At 32.3% G+C, this 21,483-nt stretch carries 19 protein-coding genes; 15 read left to right on the forward strand and 4 right to left on the reverse strand.

Annotated features, from left to right (window positions below):
• The first annotated feature begins 45 nt into the window (after positions 1–45).
• From mnmG to ACP15M_RS06610, 9 genes are all read left to right on the forward strand, one after another.
• Entirely contained in the window at positions 46–1,917 is a 1,872-nt protein-coding gene (mnmG, locus tag ACP15M_RS06570) for a tRNA uridine-5-carboxymethylaminomethyl(34) synthesis enzyme MnmG (RefSeq protein ID WP_425076388.1), read from the forward strand.
• A gap of 93 nt (positions 1,918–2,010) precedes the next feature.
• Positions 2,011–2,862: a class I SAM-dependent methyltransferase gene (locus ACP15M_RS06575; RefSeq protein ID WP_425076389.1), complete on the forward strand. Its 852-nt coding sequence runs from the start codon at positions 2,011–2,013 to the stop codon at positions 2,860–2,862.
• Between the two features lie 216 nt (positions 2,863–3,078).
• Positions 3,079–3,588 carry an OmpH family outer membrane protein gene (locus ACP15M_RS06580; protein WP_425076390.1) on the forward strand — a complete coding sequence of 170 codons (510 nt, stop codon included), beginning with the start codon at positions 3,079–3,081 and terminating at the stop codon, positions 3,586–3,588.
• A 179-nt stretch (positions 3,589–3,767) separates the two neighbouring features.
• Positions 3,768–6,143 (forward strand): TonB-dependent receptor, encoded by a 2,376-nt coding sequence (locus ACP15M_RS06585; RefSeq protein WP_425076391.1) that lies wholly within the window; start codon positions 3,768–3,770, stop codon positions 6,141–6,143.
• A 4-nt stretch (positions 6,144–6,147) separates the two neighbouring features.
• Positions 6,148–6,999 carry a DUF4249 domain-containing protein gene (locus tag ACP15M_RS06590; protein ID WP_425076392.1) on the forward strand — a complete coding sequence of 284 codons (852 nt, stop codon included), beginning with the start codon at positions 6,148–6,150 and terminating at the stop codon, positions 6,997–6,999.
• A 206-nt stretch (positions 7,000–7,205) separates the two neighbouring features.
• Complete coding sequence (locus ACP15M_RS06595) at positions 7,206–7,739, forward strand: RNA polymerase sigma factor (protein WP_425076393.1); 534 nt, start codon at positions 7,206–7,208, stop codon at positions 7,737–7,739.
• 2 nt (positions 7,740–7,741) lie between these two features.
• A complete protein-coding gene (locus ACP15M_RS06600) occupies positions 7,742–8,290 on the forward strand; it encodes a hypothetical protein (protein ID WP_425076394.1) in 549 nt (182 codons plus the stop codon).
• Positions 8,268–9,359, forward strand: coding sequence for a hypothetical protein (locus ACP15M_RS06605; RefSeq protein WP_425076395.1), 1,092 nt, complete (start codon positions 8,268–8,270; stop codon positions 9,357–9,359). The genes ACP15M_RS06600 and ACP15M_RS06605 overlap by 23 nt, the downstream gene beginning before the upstream one ends.
• 14 nt (positions 9,360–9,373) lie before the next feature.
• Positions 9,374–10,045: a hypothetical protein gene (locus ACP15M_RS06610; protein WP_425076396.1), complete on the forward strand. Its 672-nt coding sequence runs from the start codon at positions 9,374–9,376 to the stop codon at positions 10,043–10,045.
• Between the two features lie 58 nt (positions 10,046–10,103).
• Here the strand turns inward: ACP15M_RS06610 and ACP15M_RS06615 are convergent, their stop codons facing one another.
• The 3 genes from ACP15M_RS06615 to ACP15M_RS06625 form a co-directional block, all read right to left on the reverse strand.
• Positions 10,104–11,045, reverse strand: a complete 942-nt coding sequence (locus tag ACP15M_RS06615) for an alpha/beta fold hydrolase (RefSeq protein WP_425076397.1) — start codon at positions 11,043–11,045, stop codon at positions 10,104–10,106.
• Positions 11,046–11,131: 86 nt separating this feature from the next.
• Positions 11,132–11,821 carry a helix-turn-helix transcriptional regulator gene (locus tag ACP15M_RS06620; RefSeq protein WP_425076398.1) on the reverse strand — a complete coding sequence of 230 codons (690 nt, stop codon included), beginning with the start codon at positions 11,819–11,821 and terminating at the stop codon, positions 11,132–11,134.
• Between the two features lie 50 nt (positions 11,822–11,871).
• Entirely contained in the window at positions 11,872–13,020 is a 1,149-nt protein-coding gene (locus tag ACP15M_RS06625) for an ATP-binding protein (RefSeq protein WP_425076399.1), read from the reverse strand.
• Positions 13,021–13,137: 117 nt separating this feature from the next.
• Between ACP15M_RS06625 and ACP15M_RS06630 the strand changes: the two genes are divergently transcribed.
• The 3 genes from ACP15M_RS06630 (at position 13,138) to ACP15M_RS06640 (ending at position 17,033) form a co-directional block, all read left to right on the forward strand.
• Entirely contained in the window at positions 13,138–14,325 is a 1,188-nt protein-coding gene (locus ACP15M_RS06630) for a phosphoglycerate kinase (RefSeq protein ID WP_425076400.1), read from the forward strand.
• A gap of 121 nt (positions 14,326–14,446) precedes the next feature.
• Positions 14,447–16,036, forward strand: a complete 1,590-nt coding sequence (locus tag ACP15M_RS06635; protein ID WP_425076401.1) for a LysM peptidoglycan-binding domain-containing protein — start codon at positions 14,447–14,449, stop codon at positions 16,034–16,036.
• Positions 16,037–16,055: 19 nt separating this feature from the next.
• On the forward strand, positions 16,056–17,033 hold the full coding sequence (locus ACP15M_RS06640; RefSeq protein WP_425076402.1) for a DUF4837 family protein: 978 nt from the start codon (positions 16,056–16,058) through the stop codon (positions 17,031–17,033).
• A 52-nt stretch (positions 17,034–17,085) separates the two neighbouring features.
• Here the strand turns inward: ACP15M_RS06640 and ACP15M_RS06645 are convergent, their stop codons facing one another.
• A complete protein-coding gene (locus tag ACP15M_RS06645) occupies positions 17,086–17,280 on the reverse strand; it encodes a twin-arginine translocase TatA/TatE family subunit (RefSeq protein ID WP_425076403.1) in 195 nt (64 codons plus the stop codon).
• Positions 17,281–17,397: 117 nt separating this feature from the next.
• Here ACP15M_RS06645 and ACP15M_RS06650 point away from each other — a divergent pair, with 117 nt between their 5' ends.
• From ACP15M_RS06650 to ACP15M_RS06660, 3 genes are read left to right on the forward strand one after another with little or no spacing between them, the layout of a single operon-like run.
• Complete coding sequence (locus tag ACP15M_RS06650) at positions 17,398–18,264, forward strand: M23 family metallopeptidase (protein ID WP_425076404.1); 867 nt, start codon at positions 17,398–17,400, stop codon at positions 18,262–18,264.
• Positions 18,264–19,766, forward strand: coding sequence for a GH3 auxin-responsive promoter family protein (locus ACP15M_RS06655; RefSeq protein ID WP_425076405.1), 1,503 nt, complete (start codon positions 18,264–18,266; stop codon positions 19,764–19,766). The genes ACP15M_RS06650 and ACP15M_RS06655 overlap by 1 nt, the downstream gene beginning before the upstream one ends.
• A 28-nt stretch (positions 19,767–19,794) precedes the next feature.
• A complete protein-coding gene (locus ACP15M_RS06660; protein WP_425076406.1) occupies positions 19,795–21,483 on the forward strand; it encodes a DUF6909 family protein in 1,689 nt (562 codons plus the stop codon).

A 21,483-nucleotide genomic window follows, 5' to 3' on the forward strand; every position in this document is an offset into this window, starting at 1 on the left:
AAAATTTTAAAAACTAATGTTCCACGTGGAACAATTTTATAGATTATGTTTAACGAGGTATATGATGTTATAGTAGTTGGAGCTGGTCATGCAGGAAGCGAAGCTGCTGCTGCAGCGGCAAATATGGGAAGCAAAACACTTCTTATTACTATGAATTTACAAAACATTGCTCAAATGTCTTGTAATCCAGCTATGGGAGGAATTGCTAAAGGACAAATCGTTAGAGAGATTGATGCTTTAGGTGGTTATAGCGGAATTGTAAGCGATACTTCTGCAATTCAATTCAAGATGTTGAACAAATCTAAAGGACCAGCTATGTGGAGTCCGAGAGTTCAAAGTGATCGCATGCGTTTTGCTGAAGATTGGAGATTGCTTTTAGAACAGACCAATAACTTAGATTTTTATCAAGAAATGGTTTCTGGTTTGTTGGTTGAAAAAGATAAAGTTGTTGGTGTTAAAACATCTTTGGGATTAGAGGTTAAAGCAAAAACCGTAGTGCTTACAAACGGAACATTTTTAAACGGACTAATTCATATTGGTGACAAAAATTTTGGAGGAGGAAGAGCAGGAGAAAGAGCAGCTACAGGTATTACTGAACAACTTATAGATCTAGGTTTTGAATCTGGACGCATGAAAACAGGAACGCCTCCTAGAGTAGATGGTCGATCTTTAGATTATTCTAAAATGATTGAACAACCAGGAGATGAGTATCCTGAAAAATTTTCATATTTAGAGCATATTAAACCATTAACAGAACAGCGTTCGTGTCATATGACGTATACGAGTCCTGAAGTGCACGATTTGTTACGTGAAGGCTTTGAGCGTTCACCAATGTTTAATGGTAGAATTAAAAGTACTGGACCACGTTATTGTCCTTCAATTGAAGATAAAATTAATCGATTTGCAGATAAAGAAAGACATCAATTATTTGTAGAGCCTGAGGGTTGGAATACAGTTGAGGTTTATGTCAATGGATTCTCTACATCCTTACCTGAAGATGTTCAATTTAAAGCATTAAAGTCTGTTGCTGGCTTTGAAAATGTCAAATTTTTTAGACCTGGTTATGCAATTGAATACGATTATTTTCCGCCAACACAATTGAAACATACTCTAGAAACAAAATTAGTTGACGGACTGTTTTTTGCTGGTCAAATTAATGGAACTACAGGTTATGAAGAAGCTGCGTCACAAGGTTTGATGGCAGGAATAAATGCAGCGTTAAAGGTTCAAGAAAAGGAGGAATTTATATTAAAACGTAATGAAGCATATATTGGTGTTTTAATAGACGATTTAATAACTAAAGGAACTGAAGAGCCTTATCGTATGTTTACCTCTAGAGCAGAATATAGAACCTTGTTACGACAAGATAATGCAGATTTTAGATTAACTCCAAAAGGATTTGATTTAGGTTTAGCTAGTGAAAATCGTTTGCGTCGTATGGAAGAAAAACATAAGCAGTCTAAAGATTTTGTAGATTTTTTTAGAACAACTAGCGTGAAGCCTGAAGAAGCAAATCCGGTTTTAGAAGCAAAAAAGTCATCTTTGGTAAAGCAGTCTGATAAGATGTTTAAGTTGTTTGCTCGTCCTAATATTGCTATTGAAGATATGCGTCAATTTAAAGCAGTTGAACAGTATATTCAAGAACATGAATTAGATCGAGAAGTGATTGAACAAACAGAAATTCAAGTTAAATACTCTGGTTATATTGAGAAAGAACGCAATAATGCTGATAAATTAAATCGACTTGAAAATGTAAAAATACCTCGTAATTTTGATTATGAACAACTCAAATCAATGAGTACAGAGGCTAAGCAAAAATTATCTAAAATTCAACCTGTAACCATTTCACAAGCCTCAAGAATTTCTGGAGTATCACCAGCAGATGTTTCAGTCTTATTAGTGTATTTAGGTCGATAAGTAGCAGATGTTTCACGTGGAACATTTGGTGATTTCGAGAGCCTCAATCACCAAAACTCAATCGGTTGCTGAGGCTCTTGAAGTAACCAAAATATGAGCAAAAAACACATCTATCTAAAAGTTAAAGACCACTCAGTTTCTGGAGAGGATTTTGAACTGCTCTATAATGAAGCATTAGATATGCTAGAAACGCATCCTCGACCTTCAGAAGAACAGTTGCCAAAATATTATCAAAGTGAAGATTATATTTCTCACACAGACGCTAAGCGTAATTGGTTTGAAAAGGCGTACCAGTTTGTTAAATCTATAGCTTTAAAACGGAAACTAAATCTAATTAATTCTTTTAGTTTTTCAGATAAACGACTTTTAGATGTAGGCTGCGGAACAGGAGATTTTTTAAAAATCGCCAAAGAAAATAATTGGCAGGTTTCAGGAATTGAACCTAATTCAAATGCGAGAAAAATAGCTAATGGTAAAACAGGTAATTTTGTGTTTGATAGTGATCAATTATTAAAATTTAAACCACAAAGTTTTGATGTGATTACACTTTGGCATGTGTTAGAGCATTTACCAAAATTAGAAAATCATATTTCAATTTTTGAATCCCTTTTAAAACCCAATGGTCGATTAATTATTGCTGTTCCAAATTATAAAAGTTTTGATGCTTTGTACTATAAAAAATATTGGGCAGCTTTTGATGCACCAAGACACTTATGGCACTTTTCACAGCAATCTATTTCTAAATTGGTTCAACAGCAAGGGATGCAATTAGTAAAAATAAAACCAATGTCGTTTGATTCGTATTATGTGTCATTACTATCTGAAAAATATAAAAATGGCTTTATGAATCCTTTTAAAGCATTTTGGATTGGTTGGCGATCTAATCTTAAAGGAAAACGATCTAGTGAATATTCCTCATTGATTTATATCATTAAGAAGACCTAAAAATTAATTTTAGACGATTTAAGAAAGGTTTGTGCTTAATAGTATATTATTCCATTGCTGTTTTATAAACATCAAATTAAAGCGTCTACAGGTGTTGTTTTTTAATAGGCATTAGCAATGCTATTTTCTGTATGCATTGATATTATTTATAATTCTAAATTTTAAAGAATTAGTACAACCACTTTCATACATTTGCAAAAATTTAAAAAACTTAAAATGAAAAAATTATTAGCAGTGTTGTCTATAACACTTGTTTTCGCATCTTGTCAAGAACAACAAAAAATTGCATATATCGATAATGCCAAAGTTGTAAATGAATTTCAAAAGAAAGTAGATTTCGAAAAGAAGTTTCAAGTAAAAATTGATGCCTTTAATAAAAAAGCAGATAGCCTAGATAAGGCTATTCAAATGGAAGCGCAATTGTTTCAAACCAAAGCAGCAGCTATGTCAAAGAAAAAGGCTGAGACTGAGTATCAAGTTTTAATTCAGAAAAAGCAGATGCAAGATTATCAGCTAAAAGCCGAAGAGCAAACATTGCAAGCTGAAGGTCAAAAGCAAATAGACACACTTATAAAAGAAGTTAAGGCATTTGTAAAAGATTACGGAAAGAAAAATAAATATGCTTTTATTCTTGGAGCAAATGATGCTGGAAGTGTAATGTATGGTGAAGATTCTAGCGATATTACTCAAGTAATAATAGATGCTCTTAACGCAGATAGCAAATAAAATTAAAGCATAATATGATACAATTACGTTTAAAGAGGCTTTTATAGTCTCTTTTTTTTTAGCATGATATGTTTTATAGCAACGCATAAATTTAAATTTAGTTGTTTTTATATGCAACCCTTATTTTTTTGCGTTGTCTATGGTATTATAAAATCAATCAAAAAACGAATACATTAATTATGAAACACATTTTTTTAGGCATTTGCCTTGCCTTTAGTGCTATTTTATTTGCCCAAGAAACCTACACAGTTAGGGGAATAATTAAGGACACCAAAAATGGTGAAACCTTGTTAGGAGCTTCTGTTTTTTTAAAGGGAACCACCAATGGCTCTATGTCAAATGAATATGGTTTTTTCTCAATAACAGCTCCAAAAGGAACGTACACACTTGTAGTGTCTTATTTAGGATACGAAGAGATCACAAGAGAAATAATTCTTGATGTTGACCAAACATTAAACTTTGAGATCAAAGAACTTTCAACGCAGTTAGACGAAGTCGTTATCGTCGCAGACGAACCGGAAAGGGTTAATATTAGAAAACCTCAAATGAGTGTTACAAAACTTAATGCAGCAACAATAAAACAAATGCCAGCAGTATTAGGAGAAGTAGATGTAATAAAATCAATACAAATGCTTCCAGGTGTAACAAATAATGGTGAAGGAACAGGAGGTTTTAACGTAAGAGGAGGTGCAGCAGATCAAAACTTAGTGCTTCTTGATGAAGCAATAATATACAATACTTCACACTTTTTTGGTTTCTTCTCAGTCTTTAATAACGATGCTATCAAAGACATAAAATTGTATAAAGGAGATATTCCAGCTAAATTTGGTGGTAGAGTTTCTTCAGTTTTAGATGTAAGGCAAAAAGATGGGAATAGTAAAGACTTTGCATTAACAGGAGGTGTTGGATTAATATCTAGCAGATTAACAGCTGAAGCTCCTGTTTTTAAAGACAAGGGATCGTTTTTAGTAGCAGGCCGAACCTCTTATGCTCATTTGTTTATGCCAGCTATTGAAGAAGTTAAAGACGATAAAATCTCTTTTTATGATCTAAATTTAAAAACCAATTATGAGATAAATGAAAATAACCGTATCTACTTATCTGGTTACTTTGGAAGAGATATTTTTGACTTATCAAACATTGTAAAAAACAGATATGGTAATATGTCTGGTAATTTAAGATGGAACCATATATTCAATGACAAACTGTTTTCTAATCTATCCTTAATTTATAGTAAGTATGATTATCAAGTTATTTTAGATTTTGTTCAATTAGATTGGATCGCTGATATCAAAAACTACAACCTTAAATATGATTTTAAATATTATTTAAATGAAAAAATTAAATTAGATTTTGGATTGAGCGGAATACTATATAACCTTAATCCAGGTGAAGTAAAACCAACAGATGAAAATTCTCCAATTAACTACCTCAAGCTAGAACAGAAACGGGCTTTTGAAAGCGGATTGTATATTAGCGCAGAGCATAAAATCACAAATAAATTAACAGCTCAATATGGATTGCGTTATAGTAGATTTTCTAGACTTGGTGGTCAAAATTTAACTAATTATGTCAATGATCAACCGGTTGTATATAATAGTCAATTAGGTATCTATGAAGAAGGAGAGGAAACAAGCGAAACGTTTTATAAAAAAAGTGAAAGCATCAAAACATTCAACAATTTTGAACCTAGACTAGGATTGTCTTATCAACTAAACGAATCTTCTTCTGTAAAAGCTAGTTATACCAAATCTTCTCAATATTTACACCTATTATCAAACACTACAGCTGTAACACCATTAGATGTTTGGACACCAAGTGGTAAGTATATTAAACCTCAATTATCTAATCAATATGCCATAGGTTATTATAAAAACTTTAAAGACAATACATATTCTTTAGAGGTAGAAGGCTATTATAAAAAAATTAAAAACAGAATAGATTATGTAGATGGTTCTAATTTAATTGGCACAAATACAATAGAGACCGAAATACTAAATGGTAAAGCCAGAGCCTATGGTTTAGAAATATTACTCAGAAAAAACAAAGGTAAGTTTACAGGATGGTTAGCTTATACATTATCAAAATCTGAGCAAAAAACGTTAGGAGGTAAAGCTGGTGGACCAGGAATTAACAAAGGAAACTGGTACAATACTCCTTACGACAGGACTCACGATATCTCATTAACAGGAATGTATAAACTTAATGATAAGTGGAGTTTTAGTGGCAATTTAGTTTTTCAAACAGGAAGACCTGTAACTTATCCAAATGGACAATACGAATACGAAGGCTTATCTATAGCAAGCTTTTCTGGTAGAAATGAAAACCGTTTGCCAGCTTACCATAGATTAGATATATCTGCCACATATAAACCTAACAGAAAACCAGATAGACGTTGGAAAGGAGAGTGGGTATTTGGTGTTTATAATGCTTATAATAGAAAAAATGCAGCTTCAATTTCTTTTGGACAAAATGAAGAGACTGGCCAAAACGAAGCTACTCGAATTTCAATTTTTGGAATCATACCATCAATCACGTACAACTTTAAATTTTAATATCATGAAAATATATATAAAGTCAGTTTTAGTATTAGTTCTAATCATTTTCACGTCTTGTGAAGATGTTATAGATGTAGATGTACCAACAGCACCTCAGCGTTTGGTAATTGAAGCCTCTTTAGATTGGCAAAAAGGAACCACAGGAAATAATCAAACTATTAAATTAAGTTTATCAACACCTTTTTTTGATACTACTAGCAATACAGCTGTTACAGGCGCATCAGTTAAAGTAACTAACTCTAACTCTGGAGATGAGTTTGTTTTTATAGACCAAAATGATGGTACGTATACTATCAATAATTTTGTTCCAATAATTAATAATTCTTATACACTTGAAGTTGTTTATAATAACGAAACATATACAGCATCAGAAACGTTAATGTCTGTTCCTGCAATAACACGAGTAGAACAGTCTTTAGAAGGAGGTTTTGATGATGAGATTTTAGATGTAAGCATTTTTTGGAACGACCCTATCGATGAAGAAAATTACTATTTCATAAGTTTTATAGAAGAAGGAGATTTGTTCGTAACCCTTGAAGACGTATCAGATGAATTTACAAATGGAAATGAAATGGATGAATTTTTTGAAAAAGATGGAGATGATGAAGATGAACCACATTTACAAGAATTTATTCCAGGTGACGAAGTTGAGATTTCATTGTATGGTGTTTCCGAACAGTTTTACAATTACCTTCAATTATTAATTGAGCAATATGATAGTAATGGAGACCCTTTCAGTTCTATTCCAGCTGAAATTAGAGGAAACTGTATTAATCCATCTAACCCAGAAAATTATGCATTTGGATACTTTAGACTTACCGAATATGATACTGTAAATTATACATTTCAATAGTAACTCAATGAGTTCAATTATAAAAACTCTAATGTTAAGATTGATTGTTTAGCGTTTTTTGGCTGCCTGTAAAGGCAGCTTTTTTACATAAATTTGTCTTAAAGAAACAGATAATCATTTTTTTAAAATAAAATGCAACCTTTAATAACTTTAATTGTCTATTAATAATGTAGAGGATTAAAATATTGCATGTATTATAAGAAATAGTGAATAATTCTATACTATTTACACATAAAGAACTCATAGAGAAGAGCAAATTGGGTGACCGTAAAATGCAATACAAGCTGTATTCACTTTACGTTGACGCAATGTTTAATGTTAGTATAAGAATTGTTAAGATAAAAGAAGATGCAGAAGACATCATACAAGATAGTTTTACAGATGCATTTAGGCATTTAGAAACATTTAAATATCAAAGCACTTTTGGATCGTGGCTAAAACGTATTGTAGTTAATAAAAGCATAAACTACTTAAAAGTAAAGCGAATACCTTTAACTGCAATCGAAGAGCATGATTATTGGATTTCCGAACCAGAAGAAATTGAAGATAATCCGCTAGACATTAGTAAAATAAAAGACGCTATTAATAAGCTACCTCATGGCTATCAAACCATAATAAATCTCTATTTAATTGAAGGTTATGATCATAACGAGATTGGCGATATATTAGAAATTAGTGTGTCAACCTCTAAGTCTCAATATCATAGAGCAAAAAAGAAGTTGGTTGAATTAATTAGTTGATTATGAAGGACGAATTAGAAAAGTATATAGTAGAAAATAAAAGAGAGTTTGACGATTACAAACTTGACGAGGTACATAAGTTAAAACTTTGGGATAACATTAATGAAAATCTACAAGACAAACAACCTCAGAAAGTTATTCCTATATGGAAACAACCAGTATTCAAGATTGCCGCAAGCATTATCATAGTATTAGGTTTTACTTTTTCATTTTATAGATTAAGCGGCAATGAGTCTGAGAATGATATTGTAAATCTAGAACTTAATGAAATTGATAATTATTACAAGTCACTAGTAAACAACCAAATACAACTCATTAAAAATAGTCAAACCTTATCAATTGAAGATCAAGAAGACTTCTTGCTTTTAATAGACGATTTAGATTCAGAGTATAATACACTAAAGCAGGAGCTTAAGGAAAGAATTAACGATCAAAAGGTTATTGAAGCAATTATTGAGAATTATAGAAAAAAAATACAATTAATGGAGAATCTACTAGAGAGATCCTACCAAACAAAAACTAATATTGATGAAGGCGAACTTATTTTATAAAATAGTTATTTGTAGTGTTTTAGTGCTGCTTTCATATAAAGTACAAGGACAAAACAAGCTATCAAAGCAAATAAAGAAAACATATCCTTTAACAAATAATGGAGCTTTATATTTAGAGAATAAGTATGGAGATGTCGTTATAAGTGGTTGGGATAAAGACCAAATTGAAATAGTTGTAAATATTGAGGCTAACGGAAAAAACACCGAAAAAGCACAAGAGCTTTTAAGTTTAATTCATAGCAATATTGAAGCGTCAAACAAACTTGTTGTTGTTAAATCAGAAATATCAAATAAAAACACAGGCTTTTTTACTAAATACCTTAATAAAATAGATCCGTTTAATAACGAAAAAGCAAATACAGTAATAAACTATACAATATCATTACCAAAATATGCTAAAATTGAAATACTCAATAGATATGGAGATTTGGTGATTTCTGATTGGAATGGAGAGCTAAAAACAAATGTAGAACATGGAGACATTAGAATTTTAGATACTATTACCAATTCAGATGTATCAATAGATTACGGAAAACTTAGAGCCAATACGCTTTTAGAATCAAAAGTAACAGCAAAAGAGGCTTCAATTTCAATTAGTAATTCTAAGCAACTAAAGTTAGATTCCGATGGATCAGAAATAACTTTAGGTACTGTAGAAAGCTTAGAATTAATTTCAAACAAAGATGAGTTTGAAGCCAATCAAATACATAAAGTTTTCGGAACTGTTAAATACTCTACACTAGTGTTTAATAACGTTTCTAGTAATGTAAATTTAGATTTAAGTTTGGCCGAGTTAAGGTTGCTTAAGTTTAACACAGCATATCCTAAATTAACCATTAATCAGAGGTCTTCTGAAGTATATGTAAATATCTCTGAAACGAACTTTAAATTTGATGCTAGATTAGAACAAGGTGTTTTGCGCATTCCTAAATCTCTTCATAATATTTCAAGTGAAGTTATTGATGAAAAAAACAAAATAAGAAATATTACAGCATCATATAAAGAGCAAGGAGAAGGAGCGTTCTATTTTAAAGGAATAAAGGGAGTTATCATTTTAAAAGAACTATAAAATCAATCAATCAAATGAAAAAAATAATTATTCTAGCGTTAGCCTTTGTTAGTGCCAATCTATTGTGTGCACAAACAGAGGAAACAAAAGGCTATGTAGAGTTCGACGATAGAGAAAATGTCGTTCATGGAGTTTATTTAGGATTAGGTGTGCACTACGGAAGAATGGATGGAGAAGATACAGGTTTTGCAACTATCAAATTGGCATATGTTGCTAATCGTCGATTAGAAGTTGGGTTTGCCGCAACAGGCTTCATCAATTCCAGACCAAATACACAACCAGAGTTATTTGATGGTGATGAAGTTGCAATGTTTGGAGGTTATGGTGGTTTTCACTTAGAACCAATTTTATTTGGCGAACGTTTTATTAGTTTATCTTTTCCAATGTTAATAGGTGGTGGAGCAGTATCATATAGTGGTATTGACACAGTAGAAAATGAAGATATTGAATTTGAAGATGGTGATTTTGATAGTTTTTTTATAGTTGAGCCAGGAATTAATATTTTATATAATTTTTCTCGATATACACAACTTGAAACAGGAATTAGATATCGATTTACTAGTGAATATGATCTTGCTCCTTTCGAAAAAAAAGGAAACCTAAACGGTTACTCAATAATGATTGGACTTAAAGTAGGTGTCTTTAATTTGGGAAGAAAGAAAAAAATTAAAGATGATTTTAACTAAATTTACCAAACAGCTCGATTTTTAGGGTAATATGTTTCTATTTCTCTTTTAGACATTACTATTGTTGTAACCATTTTAAAATCGCCTGATTAGTTTCTTCTGGTTTTTCTTGTTGAATACAATGGCCACAATCTAAACTAATAATTTCTACATTAGGTACGAAATCTTTTAGATTTTCTAACTTAGGAATCATATCCTGTTCACCATATATCATAAGCGTAGGATGTTGAATGATTGGGTTTATATCTGTTAGAAGATGCCAATTTCGGTCAAGGTTTCTGTACCAATTTATGCCTCCAGTAAATCCTGATATTTCGAAAGCAGAAACATAAACAGCTAATTCATTGTCACTCATTATTGGTTCACCAAGTGGTTGTTCTGCTCTTGCAAGGTTAATCATTAGCATTCCTGGTTCAGGGATTGCAGGAGGTACATTTTTTCGGAATAAATTATTAAGAAACTGAAATTTATTTTCATTCAATATAGCATCTGCTACTCCTACTTGTCTATTAAAGTGAACAAAATAGTTATCTGCTCCAAATATTTCCTCCATCCATTCAATCCAAGGCTTTTCTCCTCGTACTTGATAAGGTAAAGCTAAATTTATTATGTTTTCTACTCGTTCAGGATGTAATAAAGCAAGGCTCCATACGATATTTGCTCCCCAATCATGACCTATAAAAGTGGCTTTTTCATATTCGTAATGGTCGAGTAGAGCGATTAGATCTCCTGTTAAATGTTCAATATCGTACTCTGTTATTTCGGTTGGGCAAGATGACTTTCCATAACCTCTTTGATTTGGAATAATAATGTGATAACCAGCTTGTACAAGTTTAGGAACTTGAAAACGCCAAGAAAATGCATTTTCTGGAAAACCATGACAGAGCACAATTGGCTTTCCTTTATTCTGTTTACCAGCTTCAAATATTTCAAGTTCTATACCATTAACTGAAATCATAGTGGGATTAGGAAAGTCAACCGAATTATTTTTTTTGTCCATTACATTTGTAATTTATTGTTTGTAAACTATTGTAATGCAAAAGTAAATCCAGCCGATGACAGCCTTATGGCAAGGGTCAAAAACAGTTAATGATATTTATCAAAATATTCTTGTAAAGTCATTTTATGAGGTTCGAATTTTTCTGTTAGAATTTCCATTTTTTGAATTCGGTCTGGTCTAAAAAATCTAAACTCGTTACGCAAGCGACACCATGCAACTAAATACCAATTTTCAGAATTTAATATTGCGAAAGGCTCTATTACTCTAGTAGAAGTAGTGTTCTCTTTATTGATATATTCTATTCTAACAAGGTTGTAATTGGTTAAGGCATTTTGTAAATCGGATAAATTATTACTATTTCTTTCTCGATTTATGTTTTGGTCATAACGCGTACGATCAAGCAGTATATTAGCTCTTTCTTTTGTTGTATATTTTAAAACGGATTTAATTTTATCCATTGCTTCCAAATAGTCTTTTACAAAAGAAGCATCTTTACTATTTAGTACTAACTGTTCAGCAAGAATTAAAGCATTTGCTTGTTTTTCGGTAAACATTACAGGTGGAATTTTGTATCCTTCCATTAAAGTATAACCCTTTCCTTCTTCTGCAAATACAGGAACACCAGATTGCTCTAATGCTTTTATATCTCTGTAGATAGTTCTTTTACTAACATTAAATTTAGCAGCTAATTCCGAGGCAGTTACAATTCGTTTAGTCTGTAATTGAATTAAAATTGCTGTTAGTCTTGATAATCTATTTGTTTCAGAATAATCCATTTTAAAATGTAGATACTGGTTTTTTTAAATGGCTTGTAACAGTTTTATACTCAGGTTTTTTTATGCAATAATCGAGTGAGTTTTATAGACAAATCAGTTAAAATAATTTTTGAGTTTCCGTTTCGTTCTATATGATAGATGGCGTCTTGAAGCTCTTCAGAAATTTCCATGATGTTATTTCCATGAACAAATGGTGCAAATTTTTCAAGCTTAAAAGATGTTTTTGGCTCTATAAACACTAATGCTTCAGCCTTGTAATTTAGAAGCAAAGCTTGTCTGAAGAAATCGAGACAAAAATTTAGAAATTGCTTTTGAGTTTCTCTACCTGTTTTAGCGATGGTTTCGCTCCAAGAGATTAAATCATGAATTGCGCTTTTATTGCCTTTGGCTTTAAAGGCAGAGCGAATCCAAAACACAAACCAGTCTTCAAATTGTGTGTCTTCACTATCATTATAAACTAAATCACATGCTTTATTGTAATTTCCATTAGCTTGATGCGCAATTTTGATAGCATCTGTTTCGGGAATTTGATAATTTTTAATCAAAGCACCTTTAATTACATCTTCGGCTAAAGGCGGAAAATGTAACACTTGACAACGTGAGCGAATGGTGTTTATAATTTGTTCTTCATCTTCAGCAATAAGAATAAAAATGGTATTGTTTGGTGGTTCTTCAATAAGTTTCAACAATTTGTTTGAAGCCGAAACATTCATTTTTTCAGCCCTCCAAATTAGCATCACTTTGTAACCACCTTCATAAGCTTTTAACGATAAAGTTTTAACGATATCTTGAGATTCGTCAACACCAATTTGTCCTTGTTTATTATCAATTCCTAAAATGCGATACCAATCAAATAAATTTCCATAAGGCTGTCTATCAATAAGCTGTCGCCATTCTTCCATAAAGTGTTTTGAAACAGGATGACTTTTTACCTTATCTGTAGTTGCTACAGGAAATGCAAAATGTAAATCAGGATGAGATAAGTTTTTAAACTTTAAATTGCATGCCTCATTGCCATTAGTGTTTTTGCCATCAGTATTTTTACATAACAAATACTGTGCATAAGCAATAGCCATTGGTAATGTTCCAGAACCTTCAGGACCAACAAATAATTGTGCGTGAGGTACTCGACCACGATCTGCACTTTTTGTTAGATGATTTTTAATATGTTCTTGTCCTAAAATGTCTTCAAATAGCATGGCGTAAAGATACTTTTTTTATCATATTAATTTGCGCAAACATTTTCACAATAAAACATCTTTTGTCAAACTTTTTTATTGGTTACATTTGCGGAACAATTCTCTAAAAACAGATTTATGAAAACCTTAAATGATTTCAATTTTGATAAGAAAAAAGCATTAATACGTGTCGATTTCAATGTGCCTTTAAGCGATAGCTTCGAAGTAACCGATGCCACCAGAATTGTATCAGCAAAACCTACAATTATAAAGATTCTTGAAGATGGTGGAAGCTGTATTTTAATGTCGCATCTAGGACGACCAAAAGGTGTTCAAGACGAATTTTCATTACGTCATATTATTAGTAAAGTTGAAGATGTTTTAGGAGTTGAAGTAAAATTTGTTGAGCATTGTATTGGTGCTGAAGCTGAAGCAGCAGCCGAGAATTTAAATCCAGGTGAAATTTTATTGTTAGAGAACTTACGTTTCCATGACGAAGAGAAACAAGGTGATTTGGCCTTTGCCGAAGCACTATCTAAATTGGGAGACATTTATGTTAATGATGCCTTTGGAACAGCACACAGAGCGCATGCTTCAACGACTATTATAGCTCAATTTTTTCCAGAGTACAAATGTTTCGGACATCTTTTAGCTCAAGAAATTGAAAGTATTAAAAAAGTTATGGAAACAGGAGAAAAACCTGTTTTAGCAGTTCTTGGTGGCGCAAAAGTGTCTTCAAAAATCACAATTATTGAAAATATTTTGGACAAGGTTGACCATTTAATTGTTGGAGGAGGAATGACTTTTACCTTTATAAAAGCTCAAGGTGGACAAATTGGAGCTTCTATTTGCGAAGACGATAAGATAGAATTGGCTCTTGAAATTATAAAGCAAGCTAAAGCAAAAAATGTTCAAATTCATTTACCAATAGATGTAATAGCCGCAAATGCTTTTAGTAATGATGCAGACACTCAAATAGTTGATGTAGATAAAATACCAAATGGTTGGCAAGGTTTAGACGTTGGTCCAAAATCTAAAGAAAACTTTCATAATGTAGTGATGCAATGTAAAACCATTTTATGGAATGGACCATTAGGTGTTTTTGAAATGGAAAATTTTGCAAACGGAACCATAGCTTTAGGAAACTCAATTGCTGAAGCCACTGCAAATGGAGCTTTTTCACTTGTTGGTGGAGGCGATTCTGTTGCAGCAGTTAAACAATTTGGCTTTGAAAATAAAGTGAGTTACGTAAGTACAGGAGGAGGAGCAATGCTCGAAAGCCTTGAAGGGAAAACATTGCCTGGAATTGCTGCTATATTAGAATAACACCTTAGGTTTTTCGGAAGAATCTTACAGGTCTTGTTAAATTGTCTAGTCAAACTTTCATTTTTATTAAAAAAATACGATTTTAGCTGACCTATCGTTTTGATAGTTAAATAATCTACCAATGAACCTAAATCTTAAACGTTTAACTTTTGGTATTCTATTGAGTTGTACACTAGGCTTTGGTCAAGACAGTATTCCAAAATCAACAGAAACAAAATTACCAATAGAGCCTTCAGAAGACAACACCACTGTTGCTGTCGATTCTCTTATAGATGGTAAGAAAGTAATAACGGCTAAAATAAAGGCTGAGTTAGATTCAACAGCTATAAGACATTTAGAAGATCATCAACATGCAGCTGAGATTGATAGAAAATGGCTTGAAGAATTGTATAGCAATAACCTTTTTGATACCATATACAAAACAGTTTCAGAATTAAAATATGAACCAGTTGAGTATCCAGAATTACCTACAGATACTTTAAAAGCAAGACTTAAAGAATTAAATGCTCGAACACCTTTTAATATTGAGTATAATCCTTCGTTAGAGAGTGTTATAAAATCCTATTTAAAACACCGAAGGAAGTCAATGGAAAAATTAATGTCTTTAAGCGATTATTATTTTCCATTATTTGAAGAATCTTTAGACAACCATGATATTCCTTTAGAAGTAAAATATCTTGCTATTGTAGAATCTGCACTTAAACCCAGAGCAAAGTCTAGAGTTGGAGCTACAGGTTTGTGGCAGTTTATGTTTGGTACAGGAAAAGAATACGGTTTAAATGTAAGTAGCTATGTTGATGAACGTAGTGATCCTGTGAAATCTACTGTTGCAGCTAGTCAATATTTAGCCAAGCTTTATAAAATTTTTGGTGATTGGGATTTGGCTCTAGCAGCTTACAATTCTGGTCCAGGAAATGTAAGTAAAGCCATTAGACGATCAGGTGGCTATGAAAATTATTGGAACATAAGGCCACATTTACCTCGTGAAACTGCAGGATATTTGCCTGCATTTTTGGCAACGATGTATATTTTTGAATTTGCAGAAGCACATGGTTTTAAAAAGCAACGTCCAAATTACCACTACGTTGAAACAGATACCATTCATGTAAAGAAAATGATTACTTTAGATCAGGTGTCAGAATTGCTTAAAGTGCCTATTGAAGAGTTACAGTTTTTAAATCCGTCTTATAAATTAGATATCATTCCATTTATTAAAGGCGAAAATTATACCTTACGCTTACCTCGAAATGTTGTTGGAAAATTCGTCACCAATGAAGATCAAATCTATGCTTTTGCCGAAGAAGAATTTAGTAAAAGAGAAAAGCCTTTACCTCAGTTTTTTGATTCAGACTCTAAAGTTAGATATCGTGTGCGATCTGGAGATTATTTAGGAAAAATAGCACGAAAGTATGGTGTTCGTGTGAGTCAGATAAAACGATGGAATGGCTTAAGAAGCAACAACCTAAGAATTGGTCAGCGATTAACCATATATCCAAGAAAACCTGTATCGTCACCAAAACTAGCGAGCAAAGCAAAACCTAAAAAAGTTATAAATACCGAAGGAAAATCTGTATATAAAGTCAAAGAAGGCGACTCACTTTGGAGCATTTCACAAAAATTTCCTGGAGTTTCTGTTCAAAATATCAAAGATTGGAACGATATTCGCAGCAATAAGCTAAAAATAGGTATGACACTCATAGTGTCTAACTAACCAAAAACACAAAAATTCGATGAGAAATACACTTTCAGTATTATTAATAGCTTTTGTACTAATTTATGGATGTAAGGATGAAAATGCAAAGCGAATTGTTCCTAAATCTTCAGGGGGAAGTTTGAATGATGTTACCGTTGTTGTAGATAATTTACTTTGGGAAAATAATGTAGGCGAAGTTATTAGAGATACTTTAGCAGCTTCGGTAGAAGGCTTATCTGTTGAAGAACCTCAATTTAGATTACGACAAATGCCACCTTCAGTGTTTTCGGGTTTTGCCACAAAAAACAGAACCGTTTTAAAAATTGAAAAAGGAAAACCAGCAGGCACTTTATTTCTTTCAGATGAATTTGCGAAACCACAAACAGTAGTCGTTATTTCTGGTAACACCAATACTGAAATCATTGATCAAATCAATACAAATTCTGCAAAAATTATTGATGCTTTTAAAAAGGAAGAACTTAAAGAAAAACAACGCCGAATTAAAAAATCATTGTTTAATGATAAAGATATTCAAGCACAAATGGGATTGTCTTTAAAGTTTCCTACTGCGTACAGAATTGCTAAAAATGAAGACGGTTTTTTCTGGCTAAGACGAGATATTGAAACAGGAACGGTTGACATCATGCTATACGAAACACCTTTATCTTCAATACGAAAAGGCGACAGTACAGTTGTTGATGTTGTAAGATTAAGAGATTCTGTAGGTAAAATTCATATTGAAGGACCTCTTGAAGGCTCTTATATGGCTACCGAAGATAAGTACACACCATTTATTTCTGAAACCATTATAGATAATAAACCTGCGTTTGAAACTAAAGGACTTTGGGATGTTAAAAATGCCTTTATGTCTGGTCCTTTTATCAATTATGCTATTGAAGACAAAGTCAATAACCGAATGGTTATGGTTGAAGGTTATGTGTTTGCACCTTCGGTTGCTAAACGCGATTATATGTTTGAACTTGAAGCCATTATAAAATCGGTAGCAATTAAATAATAAAAAAAGCCAATATCTATAAATATTGGCTTTTTTATTGGTTTATAACACGTTAGTCGTTTTTATCAGTAGTTGTTGGTTTATCGTCTTCTTGTTTACTGGCATCTTTAAATTCTTTAATACCACTTCCAAGTCCTCTCATAAGTTCAGGAATTTTCTTTCCTCCAAACAATAATAAGACTACAACAACAATAAGTATTATGGAACCATATCCTGGCATTCCTAAAAAAATTGAATTAGATATCATAATGATTAATTTTGAAATGCAAAGTTAATAATTAAACTGTAAGAATAAACGTTTTAAACTAAACTTTAAGAAATGACAAGTCTTTGTCGTGTAAATTTTATTTAATTTTGCTGTCTAATGACAAAAAAAAACAAAGAAAAACGAATCGCTAAAAAGTTACTCCACAAGTATCGTTTGGTAGTTTTAAACGAAGATACTTTTGAAGAGCGCTTTGCTATTAAACTCACAAGATTAAACGTTTTTGTTATTGTGTCTATTTCTTCAATTTTATTAGTAGCAGGAACTATTTTTCTTATTGCATTTACATCTTTAAAAGAGTTTATTCCTGGATACTCATCAACAGCATTAAAAAAGAAAGCAACAGAACTCAATTATAAAACCGATTCATTACAACAGGTTATTAATTTAAACGAACAGTATTATGCTTCAATTAAACGTGTATTAACAGGAGATGTAGATACTGTTGAATTTAATAAAGATTCCATAATTGATGCTGCTACTATTGATGCTCGAGAACTTAATTTAAGGCCTTCAAAAGAAGATTCCCTTCTTAGAGATATTGTAGATAAAGAGGATAAATTCAATGTTTTTGAATCTGGACTGTCAACGACAAACTTTGTGTTGTTTCCACCTGTAAATGGCTCTATATCTGAAGCATATAATATAAAAGAAAAACACTATGCTGTTGATGTTGTGGTTGCTAAAGATACACCTGTAAAAGCTACAGCAGATGGAACTGTTATTTTTGCAGAGTGGACAAGCCAAACAGGATATGTAGCTATAATTGAACACAGTAACGATTTAATATCTGTTTATAAACACAATGCATCATTAACCAAGCAACAAGGTGATTTGGTTAAAGCAGGAGAGGTGATTGCTTTGGCAGGAAATTCTGGAGTATTATCAACAGGACCTCATTTGCATTTTGAACTTTGGAATAAAGGCTATCCTGTTAATCCGACTAATTTTATTGATTTTAAATAATGCAATCTATAAAATCTTTACTAGCAATTCCTTTTGCCAAACTTGTAAGAAAGTCGGTTTTAAAATGGGCCAATCATCCAGTTGAAACTCAAGAAAAAGTATTTCAAAAGCTTATAAAAGATGCAGCAAACACGCAATTTGGCATCGATCATGAGTTTAATAAAATGTCGTCTCATAGCGATTTTGTTAACCGAGTTCCAATAAGAGATTATGAAGCTTTAAAACCTTATGTTGAGCGTGTTGTAGCAGGAGAAGAAAATATACTTTGGAAAGGTAAACCAATCTATTTTGCAAAAACTTCTGGTACAACTTCTGGAGCAAAATACATTCCGATTACCAAAGAAAGTATGCCAACTCATGTTGAAGCTGCCAGAAACGCAATCTTGATGTATATTGCAGAAACTGGCAAGAGCAAATTTGTTGATGGTAAAATGATTTTCTTGCAAGGAAGTCCGATTTTAAATGAACAAAATGGAGTTCAACTCGGACGATTATCTGGAATTGTAGCACATTATGTTCCTAAATATCTTCAAAAAAACAGAATGCCATCTTGGGAAACCAATTGTATTGAAGATTGGGAAACCAAAGTAGAAGCTATTGTAGATGAAACCTTAACCGAAGACATGACTATTATTTCAGGTATTCCATCTTGGGTTCAAATGTATTTTGAAAAAATACTGGAGCGTACAAACCAAAAGGTTGGTGAGGTATTTAAAAACTTTAATTTATTCATTTTTGGAGGTGTTAATTATGAACCTTATCGCGCCAAGTTTGAAAAGCTTATCGGAAGAAAAGTAGATAGTATTGAATTATATCCAGCAAGCGAAGGATTTTTTGCCTATCAAGATAAACAAGGTGAAAAAGGCATGTTGCTTCAGTTAAATTCAGGAATATTCTATGAGTTTATTAAAGCTGATGAATTTTTTGATGAAAACCCGAAACGTATAACCATTAAAGATGTTGAAGTTGATGTGAATTATGTCATGATTATTTCGACTAATGCAGGACTTTGGGCTTATAATATTGGAGACACAGTTCAGTTTACAAGTACAAACCCTTATCGCGTTATCGTTTCAGGTCGTATAAAACATTTTATTTCGGCATTTGGAGAACACGTGATTGGTAAAGAAGTTGAGCAAGCGCTTAAAGAAGGAATCGTAGAATCTAACATTCAAGTTTCAGAGTTTACAGTCGCACCACAAATCAATCCAGAATCAGGTTTGCCATTTCATGAATGGTTTATAGAATTTGAAAAGGAACCCGAAAACCTTTCCGCTTTAGCGCAAAAGATTGATCAATCTATGCAACAACAAAATTCCTATTATTTTGATTTGATTGAAGGCAAAGTTCTTCAGCCATTAAAAATCAAAATCATTCAAAAAAACGGATTTCAAGAATACATGAAATCCATTGGAAAATTAGGTGGACAAAACAAGCTTCCAAGACTTTCTAACGACCGAAAAATAGCAGACCAATTATACACACTAAAATTGACTAAATAGTGTTATATTTGCTAGCTAAACATTGTTTATGAGTAAGAAAAAACATCACGAAAGAACAAGAGCTCAAGAGAGTTCGAGTGCCATTGAAAGAATGTATATTACCATGAGGCATTTGTTTAATCGAGGATTTTACAAGCCCATGGGAATTTCTGGAGAAACTTTAAGAGAAGCTTTATTGCTTTTAAGACCAGAAATTTATGGTTCTATTGCTGAAGAAAAAGCAGAATTAGAAGGCTTACTTTATGTAATTGACCGACTTCCTGAAGGTATTGAAGAATGTCGATTTATTAACCTTACAAGTGATGAAGGTTATGGAAACTCTCATTTTAAACCCATTATTCCTCCAAAAAGACGACGTAACTGTTATCGAATTGATGACGAACAGATGAATATTGAGATAACTCGAGGTCGTTCAGAAATTTACGATATATTAACACACCTTACGTTCTTGTTTGTCGAATCTCATAAAATAAGTAAACGTGTATTAATAGATGACAAAGGGAACACAACTCGAGATTGGGTTAAGTTAGAAAAAGCTGTGTTGTCTAAAGATAAACTCACACAAAAAGAACGTGAGATTGCCATTACTCATACAGCAAATATTTTAGGTAGAACGTTTAACGAATTAACCGAAGCTCACAAGCAATTTACATCGAGCGCTAAACCAGATCGATTATTACAAATTATCTACTGGTTAGGAAAATTAGCTATAGAAGAGGTTTTAAATAACAATAAACGAACAGTAACTTTTAGTCCTGTTTTAAGAGAGCGTTTAGGACATCATATTCACGGAGAAATTTGGGCAGATCGCATTAAAGATGTACTGCATAAACACGGACTTTTAAAGCGACCTATACACGTGATTAGTGCTAATATGCATAGTGTTATGAATTCTATTTTTGCACCATCTGCATTAAAGAATTTAACCGCTAAAAAAAGCATATTTGAGGTTTATGAAGCCTTAAGCCAAAAAGAAAATAAAACGTTACGCAATAAAGTAACAAAAGAAGCGTTGCAGAATGGAATGATATACATTGAAGACACTTCTGGAACCAACATTGATGTGCAAATTTTTGATACTGAAAAGATAGATTTTTCTAAAACTGATATTGAAGTTGGAAAAGACTTTAATTCTAATGAAAAACCAGTCATTTTTGTGATGGATTACGCTTTTGGTGAGCAAGCCTACGAAACGATAGATGAGCTTTTTAAACCTATTAAAGCCAATGGCGAGAAAGTACACCTTAATATCGAATCGGTTTCTATAATGGGAAAAGCAGGAATATTAGAAGGAGGAAAAGGAGATATTATGATTCCTTCAGCTCATATTTTTGAAGGCACAGCAGATAATTATCCGTTTAAAAATGAACTTAGCAAATCTGATTTAGAAGGACAAGGCGTTGATGTTTATGAAGGTTCGATGATAACTGTTTTAGGAACCTCTCTTCAAAATAAAGAGATTTTAAAATTCTTTTTCAATTCAACATGGAATGTCATTGGACTTGAAATGGAAGGAGCACATTACCAAAAAGCCATTCAAGCGGCTTCTAAAGTTAGAGGAAGTATAAACCCTAATGTAAAAGTAAGATATGCGTATTATGCTAGTGATAATCCTTTAGAGACAGGAAGTACATTAGCTTCAGGTGGTTTAGGAGCATCAGGAGTGAAACCAACATATTTGATAACAAGAAAAATATTACAACAACTTTTTAATTAA

The sequence above is a fragment of the Psychroserpens sp. S379A genome (assembly GCF_049800755.1).
Taxonomy (GTDB): domain Bacteria; phylum Bacteroidota; class Bacteroidia; order Flavobacteriales; family Flavobacteriaceae; genus Psychroserpens.

Bases quoted from the DNA above. Each gene is read 5' to 3' on its own strand.
- ACP15M_RS06635 (WP_425076401.1), top strand. From the start codon at position 14,447: ATGAACCTAAATCTTAAACGTTTAACTTTTGGTATTCTATTGAGTTGT.
- ACP15M_RS06605 (WP_425076395.1), top strand. From the start codon at position 8,268: ATGAAGGCGAACTTATTTTATAAAATAGTTATTTGTAGTGTTTTAGTG.
- ACP15M_RS06585 (WP_425076391.1), top strand. From the start codon at position 3,768: ATGAAACACATTTTTTTAGGCATTTGCCTTGCCTTTAGTGCTATTTTA.
- ACP15M_RS06590 (WP_425076392.1), top strand. From the start codon at position 6,148: ATGAAAATATATATAAAGTCAGTTTTAGTATTAGTTCTAATCATTTTC.
- ACP15M_RS06660 (WP_425076406.1), top strand. From the start codon at position 19,795: ATGAGTAAGAAAAAACATCACGAAAGAACAAGAGCTCAAGAGAGTTCG.
- ACP15M_RS06630 (WP_425076400.1), top strand. From the start codon at position 13,138: ATGAAAACCTTAAATGATTTCAATTTTGATAAGAAAAAAGCATTAATA.
- mnmG (WP_425076388.1), top strand. From the start codon at position 46: ATGTTTAACGAGGTATATGATGTTATAGTAGTTGGAGCTGGTCATGCA.
- ACP15M_RS06575 (WP_425076389.1), top strand. From the start codon at position 2,011: ATGAGCAAAAAACACATCTATCTAAAAGTTAAAGACCACTCAGTTTCT.
- ACP15M_RS06580 (WP_425076390.1), top strand. From the start codon at position 3,079: ATGAAAAAATTATTAGCAGTGTTGTCTATAACACTTGTTTTCGCATCT.
- ACP15M_RS06640 (WP_425076402.1), top strand. From the start codon at position 16,056: ATGAGAAATACACTTTCAGTATTATTAATAGCTTTTGTACTAATTTAT.
- ACP15M_RS06655 (WP_425076405.1), top strand. From the start codon at position 18,264: ATGCAATCTATAAAATCTTTACTAGCAATTCCTTTTGCCAAACTTGTA.
- ACP15M_RS06620 (WP_425076398.1), bottom strand. From the start codon at position 11,821: ATGGATTATTCTGAAACAAATAGATTATCAAGACTAACAGCAATTTTA.
- ACP15M_RS06600 (WP_425076394.1), top strand. From the start codon at position 7,742: ATGAAGGACGAATTAGAAAAGTATATAGTAGAAAATAAAAGAGAGTTT.
- ACP15M_RS06615 (WP_425076397.1), bottom strand. From the start codon at position 11,045: ATGGACAAAAAAAATAATTCGGTTGACTTTCCTAATCCCACTATGATT.
- ACP15M_RS06610 (WP_425076396.1), top strand. From the start codon at position 9,374: ATGAAAAAAATAATTATTCTAGCGTTAGCCTTTGTTAGTGCCAATCTA.
- ACP15M_RS06645 (WP_425076403.1), bottom strand. From the start codon at position 17,280: ATGATATCTAATTCAATTTTTTTAGGAATGCCAGGATATGGTTCCATA.
- ACP15M_RS06650 (WP_425076404.1), top strand. From the start codon at position 17,398: ATGACAAAAAAAAACAAAGAAAAACGAATCGCTAAAAAGTTACTCCAC.
- ACP15M_RS06625 (WP_425076399.1), bottom strand. From the start codon at position 13,020: ATGCTATTTGAAGACATTTTAGGACAAGAACATATTAAAAATCATCTA.